The organism is Mesorhizobium sp. M0571, from assembly GCF_040320985.1.
Classification (GTDB): Bacteria; Pseudomonadota; Alphaproteobacteria; order Rhizobiales; family Rhizobiaceae; genus Mesorhizobium.
The window spans coordinates 21185-38664 of record NZ_JAMYQT010000024.1 but is presented as its reverse complement, the minus strand read 5'-3'; the positions used below and the strand labels follow the sequence as shown (position 1 = coordinate 38664).

The 17480-nt window shown below is 62.9% G+C and carries 12 protein-coding genes; 6 read left to right on the top strand and 6 right to left on the bottom strand.

The genetic code is table 11. The features are described 5' to 3' along the window. Positions 1–38 precede the first annotated feature (38 nt). The 3 genes from NKI85_RS24815 to NKI85_RS24805 all read right to left on the bottom strand — a co-directional run bounded on the left by NKI85_RS24815 (position 39) and on the right by NKI85_RS24805 (position 3538). The gene (locus tag NKI85_RS24815; protein WP_352778497.1) at positions 39–164 is read right to left on the bottom strand and encodes a capsid protein; all 126 of its coding nucleotides are present in this window, start codon (positions 162–164) and stop codon (positions 39–41) included. A gap of 47 nt (positions 165–211) precedes the next feature. Then, positions 212–2281, bottom strand: coding sequence for a prolyl oligopeptidase family serine peptidase (locus NKI85_RS24810; protein WP_352778496.1), 2070 nt, complete (start codon positions 2279–2281; stop codon positions 212–214). 96 nt (positions 2282–2377) lie between these two features. Further along, positions 2378–3538, bottom strand: a complete 1161-nt coding sequence (locus tag NKI85_RS24805; RefSeq protein ID WP_352778494.1) for an MFS transporter — start codon at positions 3536–3538, stop codon at positions 2378–2380. 229 nt (positions 3539–3767) lie between these two features. Between NKI85_RS24805 and NKI85_RS24800 the strand changes: the two genes are divergently transcribed. From NKI85_RS24800 to NKI85_RS24785, 4 genes are all read left to right on the top strand, one after another. After that, entirely contained in the window at positions 3768–5345 is a 1578-nt protein-coding gene (locus tag NKI85_RS24800; RefSeq protein ID WP_352528199.1) for a trimethylamine methyltransferase family protein, read from the top strand. Between the two features lie 205 nt (positions 5346–5550). After that, positions 5551–8136, top strand: coding sequence for a GcvT family protein (locus NKI85_RS24795; protein WP_352778492.1), 2586 nt, complete (start codon positions 5551–5553; stop codon positions 8134–8136). Between the two features lie 78 nt (positions 8137–8214). Then, positions 8215–9798, top strand: a complete 1584-nt coding sequence (locus tag NKI85_RS24790; RefSeq protein ID WP_352778490.1) for an ArnT family glycosyltransferase — start codon at positions 8215–8217, stop codon at positions 9796–9798. A gap of 22 nt (positions 9799–9820) precedes the next feature. After that, on the top strand, positions 9821–11134 hold the full coding sequence (locus NKI85_RS24785; RefSeq protein WP_352778582.1) for a M24 family metallopeptidase: 1314 nt from the start codon (positions 9821–9823) through the stop codon (positions 11132–11134). A gap of 6 nt (positions 11135–11140) precedes the next feature. Here the strand turns inward: NKI85_RS24785 and NKI85_RS24780 are convergent, their stop codons facing one another. Further along, positions 11141–11941 carry a phosphate/phosphite/phosphonate ABC transporter substrate-binding protein gene (locus tag NKI85_RS24780; protein WP_352528193.1) on the bottom strand — a complete coding sequence of 267 codons (801 nt, stop codon included), beginning with the start codon at positions 11939–11941 and terminating at the stop codon, positions 11141–11143. Positions 11942–12023: 82 nt separating this feature from the next. Beyond that, positions 12024–13034, bottom strand: coding sequence for a fatty acid desaturase (locus NKI85_RS24775; protein WP_352778487.1), 1011 nt, complete (start codon positions 13032–13034; stop codon positions 12024–12026). 228 nt (positions 13035–13262) lie between these two features. Between NKI85_RS24775 and NKI85_RS24770 the strand changes: the two genes are divergently transcribed. Further along, positions 13263–14105: a helix-turn-helix domain-containing protein gene (locus tag NKI85_RS24770; RefSeq protein WP_352528189.1), complete on the top strand. Its 843-nt coding sequence runs from the start codon at positions 13263–13265 to the stop codon at positions 14103–14105. A gap of 88 nt (positions 14106–14193) precedes the next feature. Next, entirely contained in the window at positions 14194–15210 is a 1017-nt protein-coding gene (bmt, locus tag NKI85_RS24765) for a betaine--homocysteine S-methyltransferase (RefSeq protein WP_352528187.1), read from the top strand. A 149-nt stretch (positions 15211–15359) separates the two neighbouring features. Here bmt and NKI85_RS24760 read toward each other — a convergent pair whose 3' ends face one another. After that, positions 15360–17480: a vWA domain-containing protein gene (locus tag NKI85_RS24760; RefSeq protein ID WP_352778483.1), complete on the bottom strand. Its 2121-nt coding sequence runs from the start codon at positions 17478–17480 to the stop codon at positions 15360–15362.

Genomic DNA, 17480 nt, shown 5'->3' with positions numbered 1-17480 from the left:
TGAACCAATCCGGCAGCTTTCGCGCCGGGGCGGATTCGTCAGAGGAAGGCGGGCGGCGAATAGCCGATGCGGGCGCACAGCCGCAACAGCTCGGCGCGAAGCGTGCGCGGCGACGGCGTCACCGCGACCCCAAATGCGCAACCCGATTTCGCCAGCCGAGCCATGGACTGCACCTTAGGCTGCCTCGAGCCCTCAGTTCAAGCCGTGCCGGTCAAGCGATGCCGTTCAGCGCGCGCTGCAGGAAGACGTACTTCATCGCCGCCTGTGCCGCCTGCGGCCGCCGATCGCCGCGCCCGCCATGGCCGCCGTCGGTCTCTTCGAAGAACAGCGTCTTGCCATGGTCGGTCGCCTGCAGCCGCGCCGCCATCTTGCGGGCATGGCCGGGATGGACGCGATCGTCGGCGGTCGATGTCGTCAGCAGCACCGGCGGATAGGCTGTATCGGTGTCTACATGCTGATAGGGCGAATAGGCGGCGAGCCAGGCGGCCTCTTCCGGCTTCGCCGGATCGCCATACTCGGCCATCCAGGATGCGCCGGGCGGCAGCTCGGTGTAGCGCAGCATGTCGAGCAGCGGCACGTCGATGATCACCGCGCCGAACAGTTCCGGGCGCTGCGTCAACGAGACGCCAGTCAGCAGACCACCGTTCGAGCCGCCCTGAATGCCCAGCGTGGCCGGCGTGGCGATGCCGCGTTTCACCAGATCTTGCGCAACCGCGGCGAAATCGTCGAAGGCATTCTGGCGATTGGCCTTCAGCGCGGCCTGATGCCAATTCGGGCCGAACTCGCCGCCACCGCGGATGCTGGCCTGCACATAGGCATTGCCCTTTTCCAGCCACAGCCTGCCGCGCACGCCGGCATAGCCGGGCAACAGCGGCACTTCGAAGCCGCCATAGCCGTAAAGCAATGTCGGCACCGGCCCGTCCTGGTCGCGCCGCCTGACGACGAAGTAAGGAATCATCGTGCCGTCCTTCGAACGTGCCTCGAACTGTTCGGAGACCAGGGACGACGCATCGAAACGCGCCGGCTGCGATTTCACCGCTGCCAGCGTCGCAGCATTGTCGTCCGACCAGATGATCGAGCTCGGCGTCAGGAAATCGGTGAAGGAAAAGGAGACGCTGGAGCCGAAATGCTCGGCATGGCTGATGCCGACATTGCCGTTTTCGGGCAACGCAACGGGCTTGAACTCCCAGCCACTGTCGCTGCGTTCGCCGGCGACGATCTTGCCGCGCACATTGTCCATCAAATTGATGAACAGCCGGTCCTGCGTGCGGGCGATGCCGGCGATCGAGACGCGATGCGCTGGCTCGAGCACGGTATCGATGGATCCGAATAGACTGGTTTCGATCCAGTGCTCAAAGTCGAGTGAATAGAGCCCGTCGGGCTTGCACAGCGTGCCGTCCGGCGCCGTCCACGGGGTACGCACGCCGAAGACAAACTGGCCCTTGAACAGCGCCGTATCGGTGACGTCGTCCGGCAGCGGAATGCGCCTGTTCTCGCCGGAAGGCAGCCGCAGAAAACTGTGCGAGGCGAAGAAGTCGAGCGTCCGGGCCAGGAAGACGTGGCGCTTGTCGCCGTCGAATTCGACGGACCCGCCGGCGGCGAGATCCTGCTTCAGCGCCTCGAAGATCGGCATCGCCGCTTCCAGCGGCGTGCCGCGCCGCCAGAGCTTGACCACGCGCGGATAGCCGGACTGGGTCTTGTCGTCCTCCTCGAAGGCGGCGGAAACGATAACCGTGTCCTTGTCCAGCCAGCTAAAGCTCGATTTCGAAGCAGGAGCGCGAAAACCGCCATCGACGAAGGACCTGCTTTCGATGTCGAATTCGCGCATCTCGCTGGCATCGCCGCCATCCGGCGACAGGCTGAGCAGGCAGCGGCTGAAGTCGGGGTAGAGCCGGCTGGCGCCGCTGAACACCCATTTCACCCCCTCTTTCGCCGCCAGACTGTCGAAGTCGATGATCGTCTGCCATTCCGGCTTCTCGGTCTTGTAGGAGGCGACCGTGGTGCGCCGCCAGAGGCCGAGTACGTTCGTCCGGTCCTGCCAGAAATTATAGACATGGCCGTTGATTGCGGCCCCGACGGCAATATTGTCCTCGGCCGTCATCAGGTCGAGCGCTGTCTCGAACGACGTCTGATAGGACGGATCGCCTTGCAGTTCCCCGACCGTGATCGCGTTCTGGCGATGCACCCAGTCGAGCGCCTGCTTGCCCCTTCTGTCCTCGAGCCAGAGAAAGGGATCTTCGGCCGCCAACTCCAACTGGCCCTTGGTGTTCGATTTGGTCATGGAGTCTCCGGTTAAGTCAGGCGTTGGCATAGCCAAGATCGACATAGGGCCGCTTATATTCAAGTCATTGCGTCAGAAACGGCGACCTTCTGGCATTCACACCATCCGCCTTCGAATGACGGTTACAATCGCCAGCGCCAGGCAAATGGCGCCAAGCGTGATCGGCAGGCCGCCGGCGCCAAGAACATCCATGGCGCTGCCCGCCAGCGGCGGTACGGCGATGCCGCCGACGCCCCACATCAGCGAGAAGGCGGCGTTGCCGGCGACCAGTGCCGAGCCGGTGAACCGCTCGCCGAGTTCGATGATCGACATCGTGTAAATGCCGTAGGAAACCGCACCCCAGATGAAGACGCATGGCCATATCAACGGCGTCTCGATAAGAACCGGCAGCAGCACGCATCCGAGCACTGTTACCGAAACACAGATGAACCGCACCAGGCGCGCCGTCAGTCGTTCCGCCAGCAAACCGAGCGGCACCTGCATCGCGATATTGCCGGCGATCATCACCGACAGCAGCGCCGACATGCGCGCTTCCGCAATGCCGTAATGCGTTCCGTAGACCGGCAGCAAAGCAAGCACTGCCTGTTCGAAACCGGCGGCCACAACGACCGCCGACAACAGCAGCCACGCCTGCGGAACGAACCCCAGCACCGAAACCCGATGCCCGCTCTCGTCGACGCTCGGCAGCCGTCCCAACACCGAAGCCAGGCAGGCGCCGCAAAACAGGAATGCGGCGATGCCGACGAGAAACGGCGGCCATCCCGTGGTGCCGACCGCAAGCAGGCATAGCGGCCCCGCCGCAAAGCCTGCTGAAATGATCGTCGAATAAATGCCCATGACACGGCCGCGGCGTGCCGGCGGCGCCAGTGCGATCACCCAGACCTCACTCAGCACGTAGAGCGGGTTGGTGACCGCGCCGATCAAAAAGCGCAGCGGAAACCACAGATAGACGTTTTGCGTCCAGCCGATCAGCGCCAGCACAAGCGCAGAAAGTGCCGCGCAAGTAAGCGCGGTGCGCCCTGCCCCGAAGCGGCGCGCTAGCGCCGGGACCAGCGGCGACGACACGATGAAGCCGATCGGCGTCATCGCCGCCGACAGGCCGATCATGGCCGGAGAGACACCCTGGCGCTGCAGAATGAAGCTCAACAGCGGATAGCTCAGCCCTTGCGCGATAGCGAACACCGAGACGGTCGCGATCACGCCGGTGATCGCCGCCCACTGCACCGTCTCGCCGCTGTTTTGTTCCGCCCGGGCCATGATCCACATCAAATATCGGGCTGCAGAATTAGCGTTTCGGTTCGGTGGCGGTAAGCACCGGCAACGAAAACCGCTTGCGCCAGCCGGAAAGAGATCAAGAGCCTGACGATCCCGCCGGCTGCCGTTTGGGCATGTCGCTTCCCTCGCCCTAGTGGTCGCCGCCTCCGCAATGGGCGGACGGCCGGCAGTCCATTATGCCGCCGCATTGTCGCAGCGTACGAGGACTATCATGACCGCCGCCCTTCAGCCCGCCGAACCGGCACTGGCAAACGACCGCGCCCGTCGCGGCGGCCGCGCGGGAAAGCGTGCCGGCGGATCGGCGGCGTTCGAGCAGCCGCCGTTTCGGCAGCTGAAGAACCCGCTGACGCCGACCCGGCTGGTTTCCGACGACGAGCTGGAATCGATCCACCTCGCCTCGTTGCGCGTGCTGAGGGAAATCGGCGTCGACGTGCTGCACGATGAAGCCCGGCGCATCATGAAGGCGCATGGCGCGGATGTCCGCGACGGCAGCGAGCGGGTGCGCTTCGACAGCGACATGATCCTCGAACTGGTTGCGCACTGCCCGCCGGAATTCACCATCCACGCCCGCAACCCGGCGCACAATGTGCGCTTCGGCGGCAACAATCTGATCATCTCGATGATGGCGTCGGCACCCAACTGTTCCGACATCGACCGCGGCCGCCGGCCGGGCAACCAGCAGGATTACCGCAACTTCCTCAAGCTTGCGCAGATGCACAACATCCTGAACTGCACGGGCGGCTATCCGGTCGAGCCGATCGACATCCATCCGTCCGTCCGGCACCTCGAATGCATCCGCGACCTCAGCGTGCTCACCGACAAGGTGTTCCACATCTATTCGCTCGGCAAGGAGCGCAATGTCGACGGTATCGAGATCACCAGGATCGCACGCGGCATCAGCCATGAGCAGCTGCTCGCAGAGCCGTCGGTGTTCACCATCATCAACACCAATTCGCCGCTCAAGCTCGACGTGCCGATGATGGAAGGCATCATCCAGATGTCGAGCAAGGGCCAGGTGGTCGTCATTACGCCGTTCACCCTGTCCGGGGCCATGGCGCCGGTGACGATTGCCGGCGCGCTGGTGCAGCAGAATGCCGAGGCGCTGTCCGGCATCGCCTTCGCGCAGATGGTGCGCAAGGGCGCGCCTGTCGGCTATGGCGGCTTCACCTCGAATGTCGACATGAAGTCCGGCGCACCGGCCTTCGGCACACCGGAATACATGAAAGCCCAGCTGGTCGGCGGCCAGCTTGCCCGCCGCTACAACATCCCCTACCGCACCTCCAATACCTGCGCCGCCAACACGGTCGACGCGCAGGCGGCCTATGAGAGCGTATTCTCGCTATGGGGCGCCATCCAGGGCGGCGGCAATCTTATGATGCATGCGGCCGGCTGGCTCGAAGGCGGCCTGCGCTGCTCCTATGAGAAGACCATCCTCGACATAGACCTGTTGCAGATGGTCGCCGAGTTCCTGACGCCGCTCGATCTTTCCGAGGAGGCGCTCGGCTTCGACGCCATCCAGTCGGTCGGCCCCGGCGGCCATTTCTTCGGCACCCAGCACACGCAGGACCGCTACAAGACAGCCTTCTACGCGCCAATCCTTTCCGACTGGCGCAATTTCGAGAGTTGGGCGGAGGCCGGGTCGCCGACGGCGCTCGAAAAGGCCAATCGCGTCTGGAAGGAACGGCTGGCGTCCTACGAAGAGCCTTATATGGACCCGGCGATCCGCGAGGAGCTCAACGCTTTCGTCGACAAGCGCCGGGCCGAAGGCGGCGCCCCGACCGATTTTTGATCATCTGTATTGGTTTGATGAACAGTCGACCCCCACTCCGTCGAGCTTCGCTCGACACCTCTCCCCCGATCGACGGGGTCGTCTGTGAAACCATCCTTGCTGCGCTTGATGGCAGGCTGGCCGAAACCATTGCTGTATCCGATCTCCGCTTTGTTTTCGCGCCCCGCTCACTCGATTCAACCTCTTCAAAAACGGACCTATCCTTATGAAATCTCACGCAAAAGCGGTTGTTATCGGCGGCGGCGTCGTCGGCTGCTCGGTGCTCTATCATCTGGCCAAGGCCGGCTGGACCGACATCATGCTGATCGAGCGTTCGGAGCTCACCTCCGGCTCGTCCTGGCATGCGGCAGGGGGCTTCCATACGCTGAACGGCGATCCCAACGTCGCCAAGCTGCAGGCCTATACGGTGCAGCTCTACAAGGAGATCGAGGAGATTTCCGGCCAGTCCTGCTCGCTGCACCTGACCGGCGGCGTCATGATGGCCGACACGCGCGAGCGCATGGACTTCTTGCGGCTCGCCCACGCCAAGGGCCGCTATCTCGGCATGGACACCGAACTGATCACGCCGTCCGAGGCCAAGGCGATGTTCCCGCTGATGGACGAGACGAATTTCGTCGGCGCGATGTGGGATCCAGTCGAGGGCCATCTCGACCCCTCCGGCACCACCCACGCCTATGCCAAGGCCGCCAGGAAACTCGGCGCCGAGATCGTGCTGCGCAACCGCGTCGTCGAACTGACGCAGGAGGTCGACGGCACTTGGAACGTCGTCACCGAGCAAGGCACGGTCAAAGCCGAGCATGTGGTCAACTGCGGCGGCCTGTGGGCGCGCGAGATCGGCCGCATGGTCGGTGTCGAACTGCCGGTGCTGGCGATGGAGCACATGTATCTTCTGACCGAGCCGATGCCGGAGGTCGAGGAATTCAACAAGTCGACTGGCCGCGAGATGATCGGCGTGATGGATTTCAAGGGCGAGATCTACACCCGCCAAGAGCGCAACGGCATCCTGCTCGGCACCTATGAAAAGGCCTGCAAGCCGTGGTCGCCGGTCAACACGCCGTGGGATTTCGGCCACGAGCTGCTGCAGCCCGACATCGACCGCATCGCGCCGTCGCTCGAGATCGGCTTCAAGCATTTTCCCGGCATCGAAAAGGCCGGCATCAAGCAGATCATCAACGGCCCCTTCACCTTCGCGCTGGACGGCAATCCGCTGGTCGGCCCGGTGCAGGGCCTGACCAATTTCTGGTGCGCCTGTGCCGTCATGGCCGGCTTCAGCCAGGGCGGCGGCGTCGGCCTGGCGCTGTCGAACTGGATGGTCCATGGCGACCCCGGCTTCGACGTCTGGGGCATGGACGTTGCGCGCTTCGGCGAATGGGCAACGCTGCGCTATACCAACGCCAAGGTGCGCGAAAACTATTCGCGCCGCTTTTCCATCCGCTTTCCCAATGAGGAATTGCCGGCAGCCAGACCGGCGCAGACGACCCCGGTTTACGACACAATGCTCGCCAACAATGCGGTCATGGGCGATAGCTGGGGCCTCGAAACTCCGCTCTGGTTCGCGCCGAAAGGCTCCGAGCCGAAGGACATCGTGTCCTTCCACCGCTCCAATGATTTCGGCCCGATCGGCGAGGAGGTACGCGCTACCCGCGAGAAGGTCGGCGTCACCGAGATCGCCAACTTCGCCAAATATGAAGTCTCCGGACCAGGGGCCGAAGACTTTCTCAATCGGCTGATGACCAACCGCATGCCGAAGACCGGCCGCATCGTGCTGACTCCGATGCTGAACGAGTTCGGCAGGCTGATCGGCGACTTCACCATCGCTAAGGCCGGAGACGACCGCTTCATGATCTGGGGCTCGTCAGCTGCGCAGAAATACCATATGCGCTGGTTCGAAAAGCACCTGCCGAAGGACGGCCCAAGGGGGTCGCAGGTCCGCATCCACCGCTTCGACCAGACGCTGGTCGGCCTCTCCATCGCCGGGCCGAAATCCCGCGACCTGCTGCAGAAACTGGTCGATGTCGATATCTCGACCAAGGCCTTCCGCTTCATGGATTTCCGCGAAATGGCGGTCGGCGGCGCGCCCTGCATGGTCAACCGCATCACCTACACCGGCGACCTCGGCTATGAGATCTGGATGGCGCCGGCCTACCAGCGCCTTGTCTACAAGGCGATCAAGGAGGCCGGCGAAGAATTCGGCCTTGTCGATTTCGGCATGCGCGCTCTGCTGTCGATGCGGCTTGAAAAGAACTTTCCGACCTGGTTCCGCGAGCTTCGTCCGATCTACGGACCGTTCGAGGGCTCGATGGACCGCTTCATCAAGCTCGAGAAGAACGACTTCATCGGCCGGGAGGCAGCGGCCAAGGAACAGGCGGCAGGGCCGAAGCTGCGCCGCGTCTCTTTCATCGTCGATGCAGCGGACGCCGACGTGATGGGCGACGAGCCGATCTGGGCCAAGGTCGGCGGCAAGGATTACGGCACGGTGGAAAGGCCGCATGGCTACGGCGCGCCGCGCTTCGACGCTGGCGGCAAGGAAGTGCGCGGCTCGAAGGCCGCGGAAGGCGCGTCCGCCGTGCGCGGCATCGTCGATGGCGACTGGCGCGTGGTCGGCTGGGTCACCTCCGGCGGCTATGCGCATTACGTCGAGAAGTCGATGGCGCAAGGCTATGTGCCGGCGGCCCTTGCCGAAAACGAGAGCGCCGGACTGTTCGAGATCGAAATCCTTGGCCACCGGCGGCCGGCGCGCATCAATGTTGAGCCGCCTTTCGACCCAAGTGGCGAGAAGATGCGGACGTAAGCCCACACAACGCGGTCGCATTGTGCGGAGCATACTCTTCATGCTAGCGCAGCCGGCAACACTATGCCGGCAAGGGCGATGAGATTTTCATTGAAGTACAATCTGAAATGGGCCAAGTGGCTTGCCGAGGGGCGGATCGGCCCCTTCCCGGCGGCGATCGTCATGGTCGCGGCTTACTTCGCCTTGCAGACCATCATACTGTCCCTGTTGAGCTCTTGGGGGGGAACCGGTGTCGGCATCGATGATGCGGAGCAGCTGATCTATGTTCCGTATCTCTGGGCCGGATATGGCGGCTCGCAACCACCCCTCTATACCTGGATCAATTGGCTGGCCGCGCATGTTTTCGGCACCAGTATCTTCACGCTGAAGCTCGTCAAATACTCCGTGCTGTTCCTCGCCGCCTGCAGCGTGTTCGCCGCCATGCGGCGGTTCGGCTACACCAAGGCGACAGCCGCGGCGGCCATGTTCGGCCTGTTTACGATCCCGCAGGTCGTCTGGGAATCGCAGCGCGCTTTGTCGCATTCCGTCGCCGTCGTCGGCTTCTGCTCGCTGCTCCTGCTCGCCATGGCCTATCTTCTCGAGCGGCGAAGCATGATCGCCTATGCGGCGTTTGGCCTGGCCACGGCGGCGGCAATTCTTGCCAAATACAACGATGTCTTCCTTGTGGTGGCCCTTGTTGCGGCAATGCTGTCGCTGCGCGAATTGCGCAGCGCGATCCTTGATCCGAAGTTCGCAATCAGCATAGCGGTCGCGATATTGGTGCTGGCGCCAACCACCTATTGGAGCCTCATGCATCCCGCCGATTTATTGTCGAGAGGCGAGAAGTTCGGAATAGACTCGCAACAAGGGCGCATGGCGGCGGCCTTTGTCGGCGCCGGCAAGTTTATCATGGGGACCTTCAATTTCGCGGTCTTGCCGGTGTTCGTTTCCGCGCTGGCTTTCGGGCTGGCCGGGTTCCGTTTCTCCGAGCGGCACCCGAAAGGTCCGGCTAGGGAAATTCTGTTGTGGCGTACCTTGGCGCTCGGTTTGGCCATGCTGGCAATACTTGTACTGGCCACCGGCGTGACGGTGGTCAAGGACCGCTGGCTGCTGCCGGTCCTGTTCATGTTGCCGCTGGCCATCGTCGCCACTATGGAACGGCTGGCGCCGCGCGGCAGGAATGCGCAGCTCCTGGTGATCGCTGCTGGAGCGATCATCGCCGTGCTGCTCGCGCCCGCTACCTGGTACGTCCAGATAAACGGGACCAGTGGCCTCTCGCGCATGATCCGCGTGGATTACCCGGCTCTCTATCGCCAACTGACTGCGGACGGACCGGTGAAAACCGCAATATCCGACGGTGCATGGGTCGGAAACCTGCGGCTGGTCGACGAAAAGCTGGTCGCGCTTGACCAGGAAGTGCCTAATTTCGAAACGCTGATGCAGGAGCCGGCCGTACTCGTCTGGCTTGACCGTGACGATCCGAGGCCGGTCATTTTGGACCAGCTCAAAGCGGCCGGCTATGAGCCGGACGGCCAACCGCGGCAAATCATGGTTCCGCTGTTGCGTGGCACCGGCAAATCTGCCCGGCCCGGCGCGTATGTAAGATTGAAGAGAATGGTGGTGGGAGGAGCCACGGCGCCCAAGGCTAGCGGAGGAGCCGAGGGTGGACAAGAACCCGACTGATCGGCCCCGTCATCGCAAGATCATGCCGTTCGAGCCGGACAGCTCGATCGATGCGCTGCGCAAAAAATCGCGCCTGAAGGCCGCCAAACTCAACCAGCATGTGCTGGGCTATGGAGCGCTGGCGGAAGCCGAGTGGCAAGCGGCGGGTATTGCCGCGCCCGACCTGCCCGCCATGCGCCGATACCGGCTAGACCGCATCCGCGCCGGGTTGAAGCGCCGCGACTATGCTGGAGCCCTACTCTACGATCCGGTCAACATCCGCTACGCTACCGATGCCACCAACATGCAGCTCTGGGTCGCGCACAATCCGACCAGGCATTGTTTCGTCGCCACCGATGGCCCGGTGGTGCTGTTCGACTATTTCTCATGCGAGCACCTTTCCGACCATTCCGGCGTCGTCGACGAGGTGCGGCCGGCTGTATCGTGGGCATATCTCTATAGCGGCGAGCTGACCGGTCAAAAAGTGCGCCGCTGGGCATCCGGCATTGCCGAGCTCGTATCGGAACATGGCGGCGGCAATCGCCGTATCGCCGTCGATCACATCAATCCCGAGGGCATCGAAGAGCTCGCCCGTCTCGGCATTTCGACCGGCAATGGCGAGGCGGTGATGGAAAATGCGCGGCTGATCAAATCGCCCGACGAGATCCTTGCCATGCGCCGGGCGATCGTCGCTTGCGAGGCGGCGATGGACGAGATGGAGCAGGCGCTGAGGCCCGGCATCGCTGAGAACGAATTGTGGGCCGAACTCCATCGCGGCAACATCGCGCGCGGCGGCGAATGGATCGAAACCCGGCTCCTGTCGTCGGGCCCACGCACCAATCCATGGTTCCAGGAATGTTCTTCGCGGACGATCGAGGCTGGCGATCTCGTCGCTTTCGACACCGACCTGATCGGTCCTTACGGCTTCTGCGCCGACCTTTCGCGCACCTGGCTTTGCGGTGACGCGCCGCCGTCGCAGGAGCAGCGCGGCCTGTTCCGCATCGCCGCCGACCAGATCGCCCATAACACAGAGCTGATGCGGCCGGGCGTATCGTTCCGCGACCTCGTCGAGCGCTCGTCAGTGCCGCCGGGAGACTGCTTCCCAGCCCGTTACGGGGTGCTCTATCACGGCGTCGGCCTTGCCGACGAATACCCGACATTGCCGCATGCCAGCGACTGGACCGACGACACACCCGACGGCGTGCTCGTGTCAGGCATGGTGCTGTGCGTCGAGAGCTATATCGGCCGGCTTGGCGGCTACGAAGGCGTCAAGATCGAGGAACAGATTCTGATCACCGAGACCGGCAACGAGAAGCTTTCGACCTACCCGCTCGATAATCGGCTGCTTGGCGGCTGAGCGAATCTACGTCAGCGCCGCGATCGCCTCGCGCATCGTGGCGACGATCGCTTCTGGCGTCGTCCTGGCGGTGATGAACGGCAAGCCTTTGCGCCGCCTTGTCCAGCCGACGACCGTCACCTTCTGCGCCGCAGGCTCGAAACGCTGCGCCAGCGCCCAGCTCTTGCAGTCGATCGCCGCGACGTCGGCCCTGCCCTCGGCAACAGCAACGATCGAAGCGCGGTGCCCACAGCTTTCGCTCAGCGCGGAAAAGATATCCAAACTCTCGCCGAATGCTTGCAGGTCGCGTGTTGGCGCGATGATGCCCGACATGGAATCGAGGCTGTTGAAGGTGAAATGCTTGCTGCGCAGCAGATCGAGCGGAATGACGGCGCCGCCGTCGTCCGGCGACCTTGCCGGCGGTGCCTCACCCGCCCTCATGACGATGGCGCTCGAATAGAGTTCGCCCTGTCCGCCCTCGAATGCGTCGTAGCGCGGCTGGCCGACGAGGTGGACACGCTGCGACAGGCCGAGTTCCATCGGTCCCCAGCAGGTTTGCGCAAAGAGCAGCGCCGGATGCAGCCAGAGCCGGTGAAAATCCAGCACGTCCGGCGGCAATGTCGCCGGATCGGGCGCGATGAGTTTTCCCTGATCATCGCGGATACCGCCAGGCACCGGCGGCAAATCGCCGTTGCGGCGGATGATCGTCTCCGGCGCATCGATGCCTTTTTGTCTGAAAACATCGCGCAGCCGCGCCCATTCTGCGTCGACCTCGTCCCGCGCTTCCGGCCAGTCATACATCGGCAAAGCCGCAATGAATTCGCTCATGCCGAGATTTGACCGTTATGCGGGGAAATTGACAAGTTCAGGAAAGCGTCGCTCCGCGGCGCCGCTTGCAATGCCGCAAAAATCATTCCTTCGGCGGCTCGGCAGGTACCGGTGCGCTGCCAAGCCCATTGAGGCTGCGCGCCCTGACGCGCGGCTTGAACGCGCGTCCCAGATCCGGCGTACGCCGCAGCACGGGATGGACGATCGGCTCCTTCGCCTTGAAGGCATAGGCCTTGAGCAGCACGAAATAGTTCGGATAGGCGTAGCCATTGTTCATCCGCAGCCACTCGTCGCGGCGGTCGGCAAACAGCTTCGGCAGCCTGTACCAGGCCACCGTCGGGCTCTTGTGATGGACGAAATGCAAATTGTTGTTGAGGAACAGCAAGGATAGCGGCGAGCGCTCGACGATGATCGTGCGGCCTTCCGGATGTTCCGACCATTGGTGCTCGGCGTAGGTGCGGATCGAAATCAGCGACTGCCCAAGCCATACCGGCACCAGTATGTAGAGCCATAACGGCATGCCGAAGCCGAACTGCACGACAGGCAACACCACGGCGAGGCCGATCGCGTGCAGCAGCCACGCCTTGCGGATGGTCTTGTCGCCCGCGGCAACCTGCTTGGCATCGTCGATGAAGAAGCCGATGCAGGAAAGCCACGGGCCGAGCACCAAGCGCCCGAGCATCGTGTTGTTGATCTTCAGCAGGAACTTCATCGCCGACGGCAGCTCCTCGTGCTGCCAGAGCGCCTTGTAATAGCTTTCGGGATCGTCGAGCGGATCGGTCAGCCGTTCGTCTGCATGGTGGCGCAAATGAATGGTCTTGAACCGGCGAAACGGCCAGACAAGACCGATCGGCAAGAACGCGAAGGCTTCGTTGAGCCGCGCATTCCGGGTTGGGTGGCCGTGCAGCACTTCGTGCATCAGCGAGGATTGCAGCGCCGCAATCAGGGTCAGAAGGGCGAGCGCCAGCAGCGGGTAGGATGGCCAGAGCAGGAAACCGGTGGCGAGCCAGCCGCCGTAGCAGAAAAATGCAAGAACCACGGTCGGCCATTCGATGGCCGCTGCACCGCGTCGCCTATTGCCCGTACTCGTCATGCTATCGACCACTGCCTTCCAGTCGCCGGAACCCGTTTGATTCCTGACAGCATTGTGTCAGGAGCGTTGCCTTACTGCAACGCGATAAAGCGCACAAACTGTTGCGATTGCGCATTTTCAGCCGCAGATGTTATCTATTGTGAACAAGCTTCCGGATTCATTTGCGCCCACAAGGCACTATTGACGGCTTCGGCGCAAATTTTTCCTCCTATCGAGTGGAGTGGCAATTTGGACAAGCGCGACCTGTCGACGATCTTTCGCGAACGCCTGAAAATGCTCTTGACAAGGTCCGATTTGAACCAGTCGGCCTTCGCCGCAGCGGTTGGCATCGACCGTTCGGCGCTGTCGCAGTTGCTCTCCGGCGCCTCGACCCGCCTTCCCCGAGCCGAAACGCTGCTCAACATCGCCGCCGAATTCAAAGTCTCGCTCGACTGGCTGCTCGGTCTCAGCCAGGACGAAGGCGTCACCGGCGAAATCCGCGAGAGCCTCGAGATCGAGGAGGCGCCGGACGGCTTCGACCGCACGCTGCTGGCTCGCTGGCATGCCGAGGCGGCCGGAACGAAAATCCGCTACGTGCCGGCCGGCATTCCCGATCTTCTGCGCACCGAGGCGCTTGTCGACTACGAAGCCGTCATCGCCAACAAGAGCCGCGAGGCACAGGCCGGCGAAACGCAGTACCGCATCGACTACAACCGACGGCCCGAAACCGACATGGAAGTCTGTATGCCGCGCCATACGCTGGAGATCTTCGCGCGCGGGCTGGGCGTGTGGGACCGTTTCCCGGAGGCCGACCGTCACCAGCAGCTCCTCCACATGGCGACGCTGCTCGACGACCTTTATCCCACCTTCCGCCTGTTTCTCTATGACGGGCGGATGCGCTATTCGATCCCCTACACCATCTTCGGACCCTATCGCGCCGCCATTTATGTCGGCGACATGTATCTGGTGCTGAACGCCACCCAGCCAATCCGCACCCTGACCAGCCATTTCGACAATCTGATCCGCGCCGCAGACGTCAACGCTCATGAGGCGGCCAGCTTCACACGAAAGCTCGCGGAGATGCGATTTTGACCGGTTGTTTCTCGCGCCGACATTGACGCCACATAAAGAATTCTTTATATCTTTATCTCAGTTATTCTCCGGGAAGGCGTATTTCATCATGACCAATCCGATCGACGCGCTGCTTGCCGAAAAGGGCGTCCTGCTCGCCGATGGCGCCACCGGCACCAATCTGTTCGCCATGGGACTTGAAGCCGGCGAGGCCCCCGAGCTCTTGAACGAGACCGCGCCCGACACCATCACCAGCCTGCATCAGAACTTTGTCGATGCCGGCGCCGACATCATCCTGACCAACTCTTTTGGCGGCACCCGCCATCGGCTCAAGCTGCACCATGCACAGGACCGGGTCTACGCGCTGAACAAGCGCGCCGCCGAGATCGCAAGCGCCGTTGCAAAAAAGGCCGGCCGCAAGGTGATCGTGGCCGGCTCCGTCGGTCCGACCGGCGAGCTGCTGGTGCCGCTCGGCGCCATGACCTACGACGAGGCGGTCGAGGCCTTTGCCGAACAGATCGAGGGCCTGAAGGCTGGCGGCGCCGAAGTCGCCTGGATCGAGACCATGTCGGCGCCGGACGAGATCCGCGCCGCCGCCGAAGCCGCCATCCGCGTCGGCCTGCCCTATACCTATACCGGCTCCTTCGACACCGCCGGCCGCACCATGATGGGGCTGCTGCCGAAGGACATCCACGGTGTCGTCGACGGCCTGTCGCAGACGCCGCTCGGTGTCGGCGCCAATTGCGGTGTCGGCGCCTCCGATATTCTTGCTTCGCTGCTCGACATGACCGAGGCGAAGCCGGAGGCAACGGTGATCGTCAAGGGCAATTGCGGCATTCCCGAATTTCGCGGCGCTGAGATCTACTATTCCGGCACGCCCGAGCTGATGGCCGACTATGTGCGCCTCGCCGTCGATGCCGGCGCCAAGATCGTCGGCGGCTGCTGCGGCACCTCGTTCCAGCACCTCGCCGCCATGCGCAAGGCGCTCGATACACACATGAAGTCGGATCGCCCGACCGTCGAGCAGATCGTCGAACGTATCGGCCCGATGCGCAACAAGCAGGCGACAGCAAACGTCGCCGAGACCAGCGAAGCCCGCCGCGAGCGCCGCCGCGGACGCGCCTGATGCTTTCGGCTGCGCAGCATTCCGCGCGAAGCGGTGCTGCCACAAAAAAAGGCCGGCAAGGTTTCCCTCGCCGGCCTGCCTCACCCGCCCGTAGGCCGGCTCCCCCTATCAGAACGATCCCATCTGAAAGAAACCGGCCGTCATTGCCACTACCGGTTACCGCCGATCGCCGAGGCAAGGCGCACGAGCGAGAGGAACTCGGACCGGTACCCAAACGGGTCGGCTCCTCTGGCGGCGGTGGCAATCTCCGTGATCTTGTCGTAACCGAACTTCGCGGTCGCATCCTCGTCGCGCAGCTTCTGGCCGAAGGCAGCGATGGCAACGGAGAAACGCTGGTCGGTGCTGGCCTGGTCGAACGACGCCACCTCGTTGGCTGACGTCACCGGAGTGGTGATCAGCTTCGAAGTGTCCTCGTTCGGCAGCTTGTAGCGGATCTTGAGGAAGGCATATTCGTCGGCATTGGCGACACCGCCATTGTTCACCGAGGCCTGACCATAGCGCAGCTGATCAATCTGTTCGCCGCCGCTGCCCTTAGGCGTGATCTCGTAGATCGCGGTGATCGAATGGCCTGAGCCGATCTCGCCGGCGTCGACGCGGTCGTTGTTGAAATCCTCGCGGTTCAAGGCACGGGTTTCATAGCCGATCAGCCGGTACTCCGAGACCTTGTTCGGGTTGAACTCGACCTGGATTTTCACGTCCTTGGCGATGGTGAACAGTGTCGAGGAGGCATCCTCCACGAGCACCTTCTCGGCCTCCGCCAAAGTGTCGATATAGGCGGCGGTGCCGTTGCCGTTCTGAGCGATGGTCTGCATCATCTGGTCATTCAGATTGCCGCGGCCGAAGCCGAACACCGACAGGAACACGCCTGTCTTGCGCTCCTTTTCGATCAGCCGCTTCAGATCGTCGTCGTCGGTCTGGCCGACATTGAAGTCGCCGTCCGTGGCGAGCATCACACGGTTGATGCCGTCCTTGACGAAGGATTTCTGCGCCAGCCTGTAGGCTTCCTTGATGCCCGCCTCGCCCGCCGTGGAGCCGCCAGACGTCAGATTATCGATGGCGGCGAGGATCTTGTTCTTCTCCGAAGCCTTGGTGGGCTCCAGCACGGTGCCGGCATCGCCAGCATAAGTGACGATCGAGACGGTATCGTCGGGTCTTAGCTTGTTGACCAGCAGCCGGAAGGCCGACTGCAGGAGCGGCAGCTTGTCCTGCTCGTTCATCGACCCGGACACATCGATCAGGAAGACCAGATTGGCCTTGGGCTGCTCAGCTGGCTTCACGTCGAACCCCTTGATGGCGACATGCATCAATTTAGTGTGCTCGTTCCACGGCGTCGGCATGACGCTGACGATCGAGTTGAATGGCGTCGACGCGGAGTCCGGGCCTTTCCAGTCGTAGGGGAAATAGTTGATCATCTCCTCGACGCGCACCGTATCGGCCTGCGGAATAAAACCTTCTTTCAGCGAGCGCCGCACGAAGGAATAGGAAGCGGTGTCGACATCGATAGAGAAGGTCGAGACCGGGTCTTCCATTGCGGCATGCACCGGATTGGTCTTGAAATTCTCGACGCGATCGCGGTTTTCCTCTTGCGGAAGCATCTGGTCGGCCGGCGCAGCGGCAGGCTGCTGTGCCATCAGCTTGGAATCGGCAACCGTGCCAGGCATGCGTCCGACCCGCGCGCCGCCATCGACGGCCGGAGCCGCGGTGCGGGTGCCGCCATTCAGCACAAACTCGCCACTCTGCGCCGGTTCGGGAGCATTGCGGGTGAGCGCCTCCTGCTGCGTCAGCCCACCGACTGCGGTCGATTCCGCTTTCGGCGGCGATGTCGGCGCCACAAGCGCCTCGCCGACGTCGCGATTTTCACTGTCAGCATCCGCCTTCTTCTGCTTGTCCGCTTCGGCCACGACCGGCGGTTTGACGGTCGCCGGCTTGTCAGCCAGCGTTTCGGTGATCTTATCGTCCCCGCCGAATTCGGGTCCACCGAATTTGGATTCCCCGAGCATATAGATGGTGGCATATCCGGCGATCGGCAGGGCAACGAGCCCGGCAATGGCCGGCGTGGCGAAGAGTTTCTTTTGCATGATTTCGCTCCAGAGCTTTCGTGCTCGCTCTGTGAGACGAAGCCCGCTCACCGATCCTTGGGCGGCAGGTGAAGTTTTTTCGTCCATGTCATAGGCGCGCATGGCGGCATGGAAGGCACGCGCCTTTGCGTCCGCGTCCGGCGCCGGTGCCGCGATATCGCGCAGCCTGTTCAGTTGGTTGTCGTCGACCAT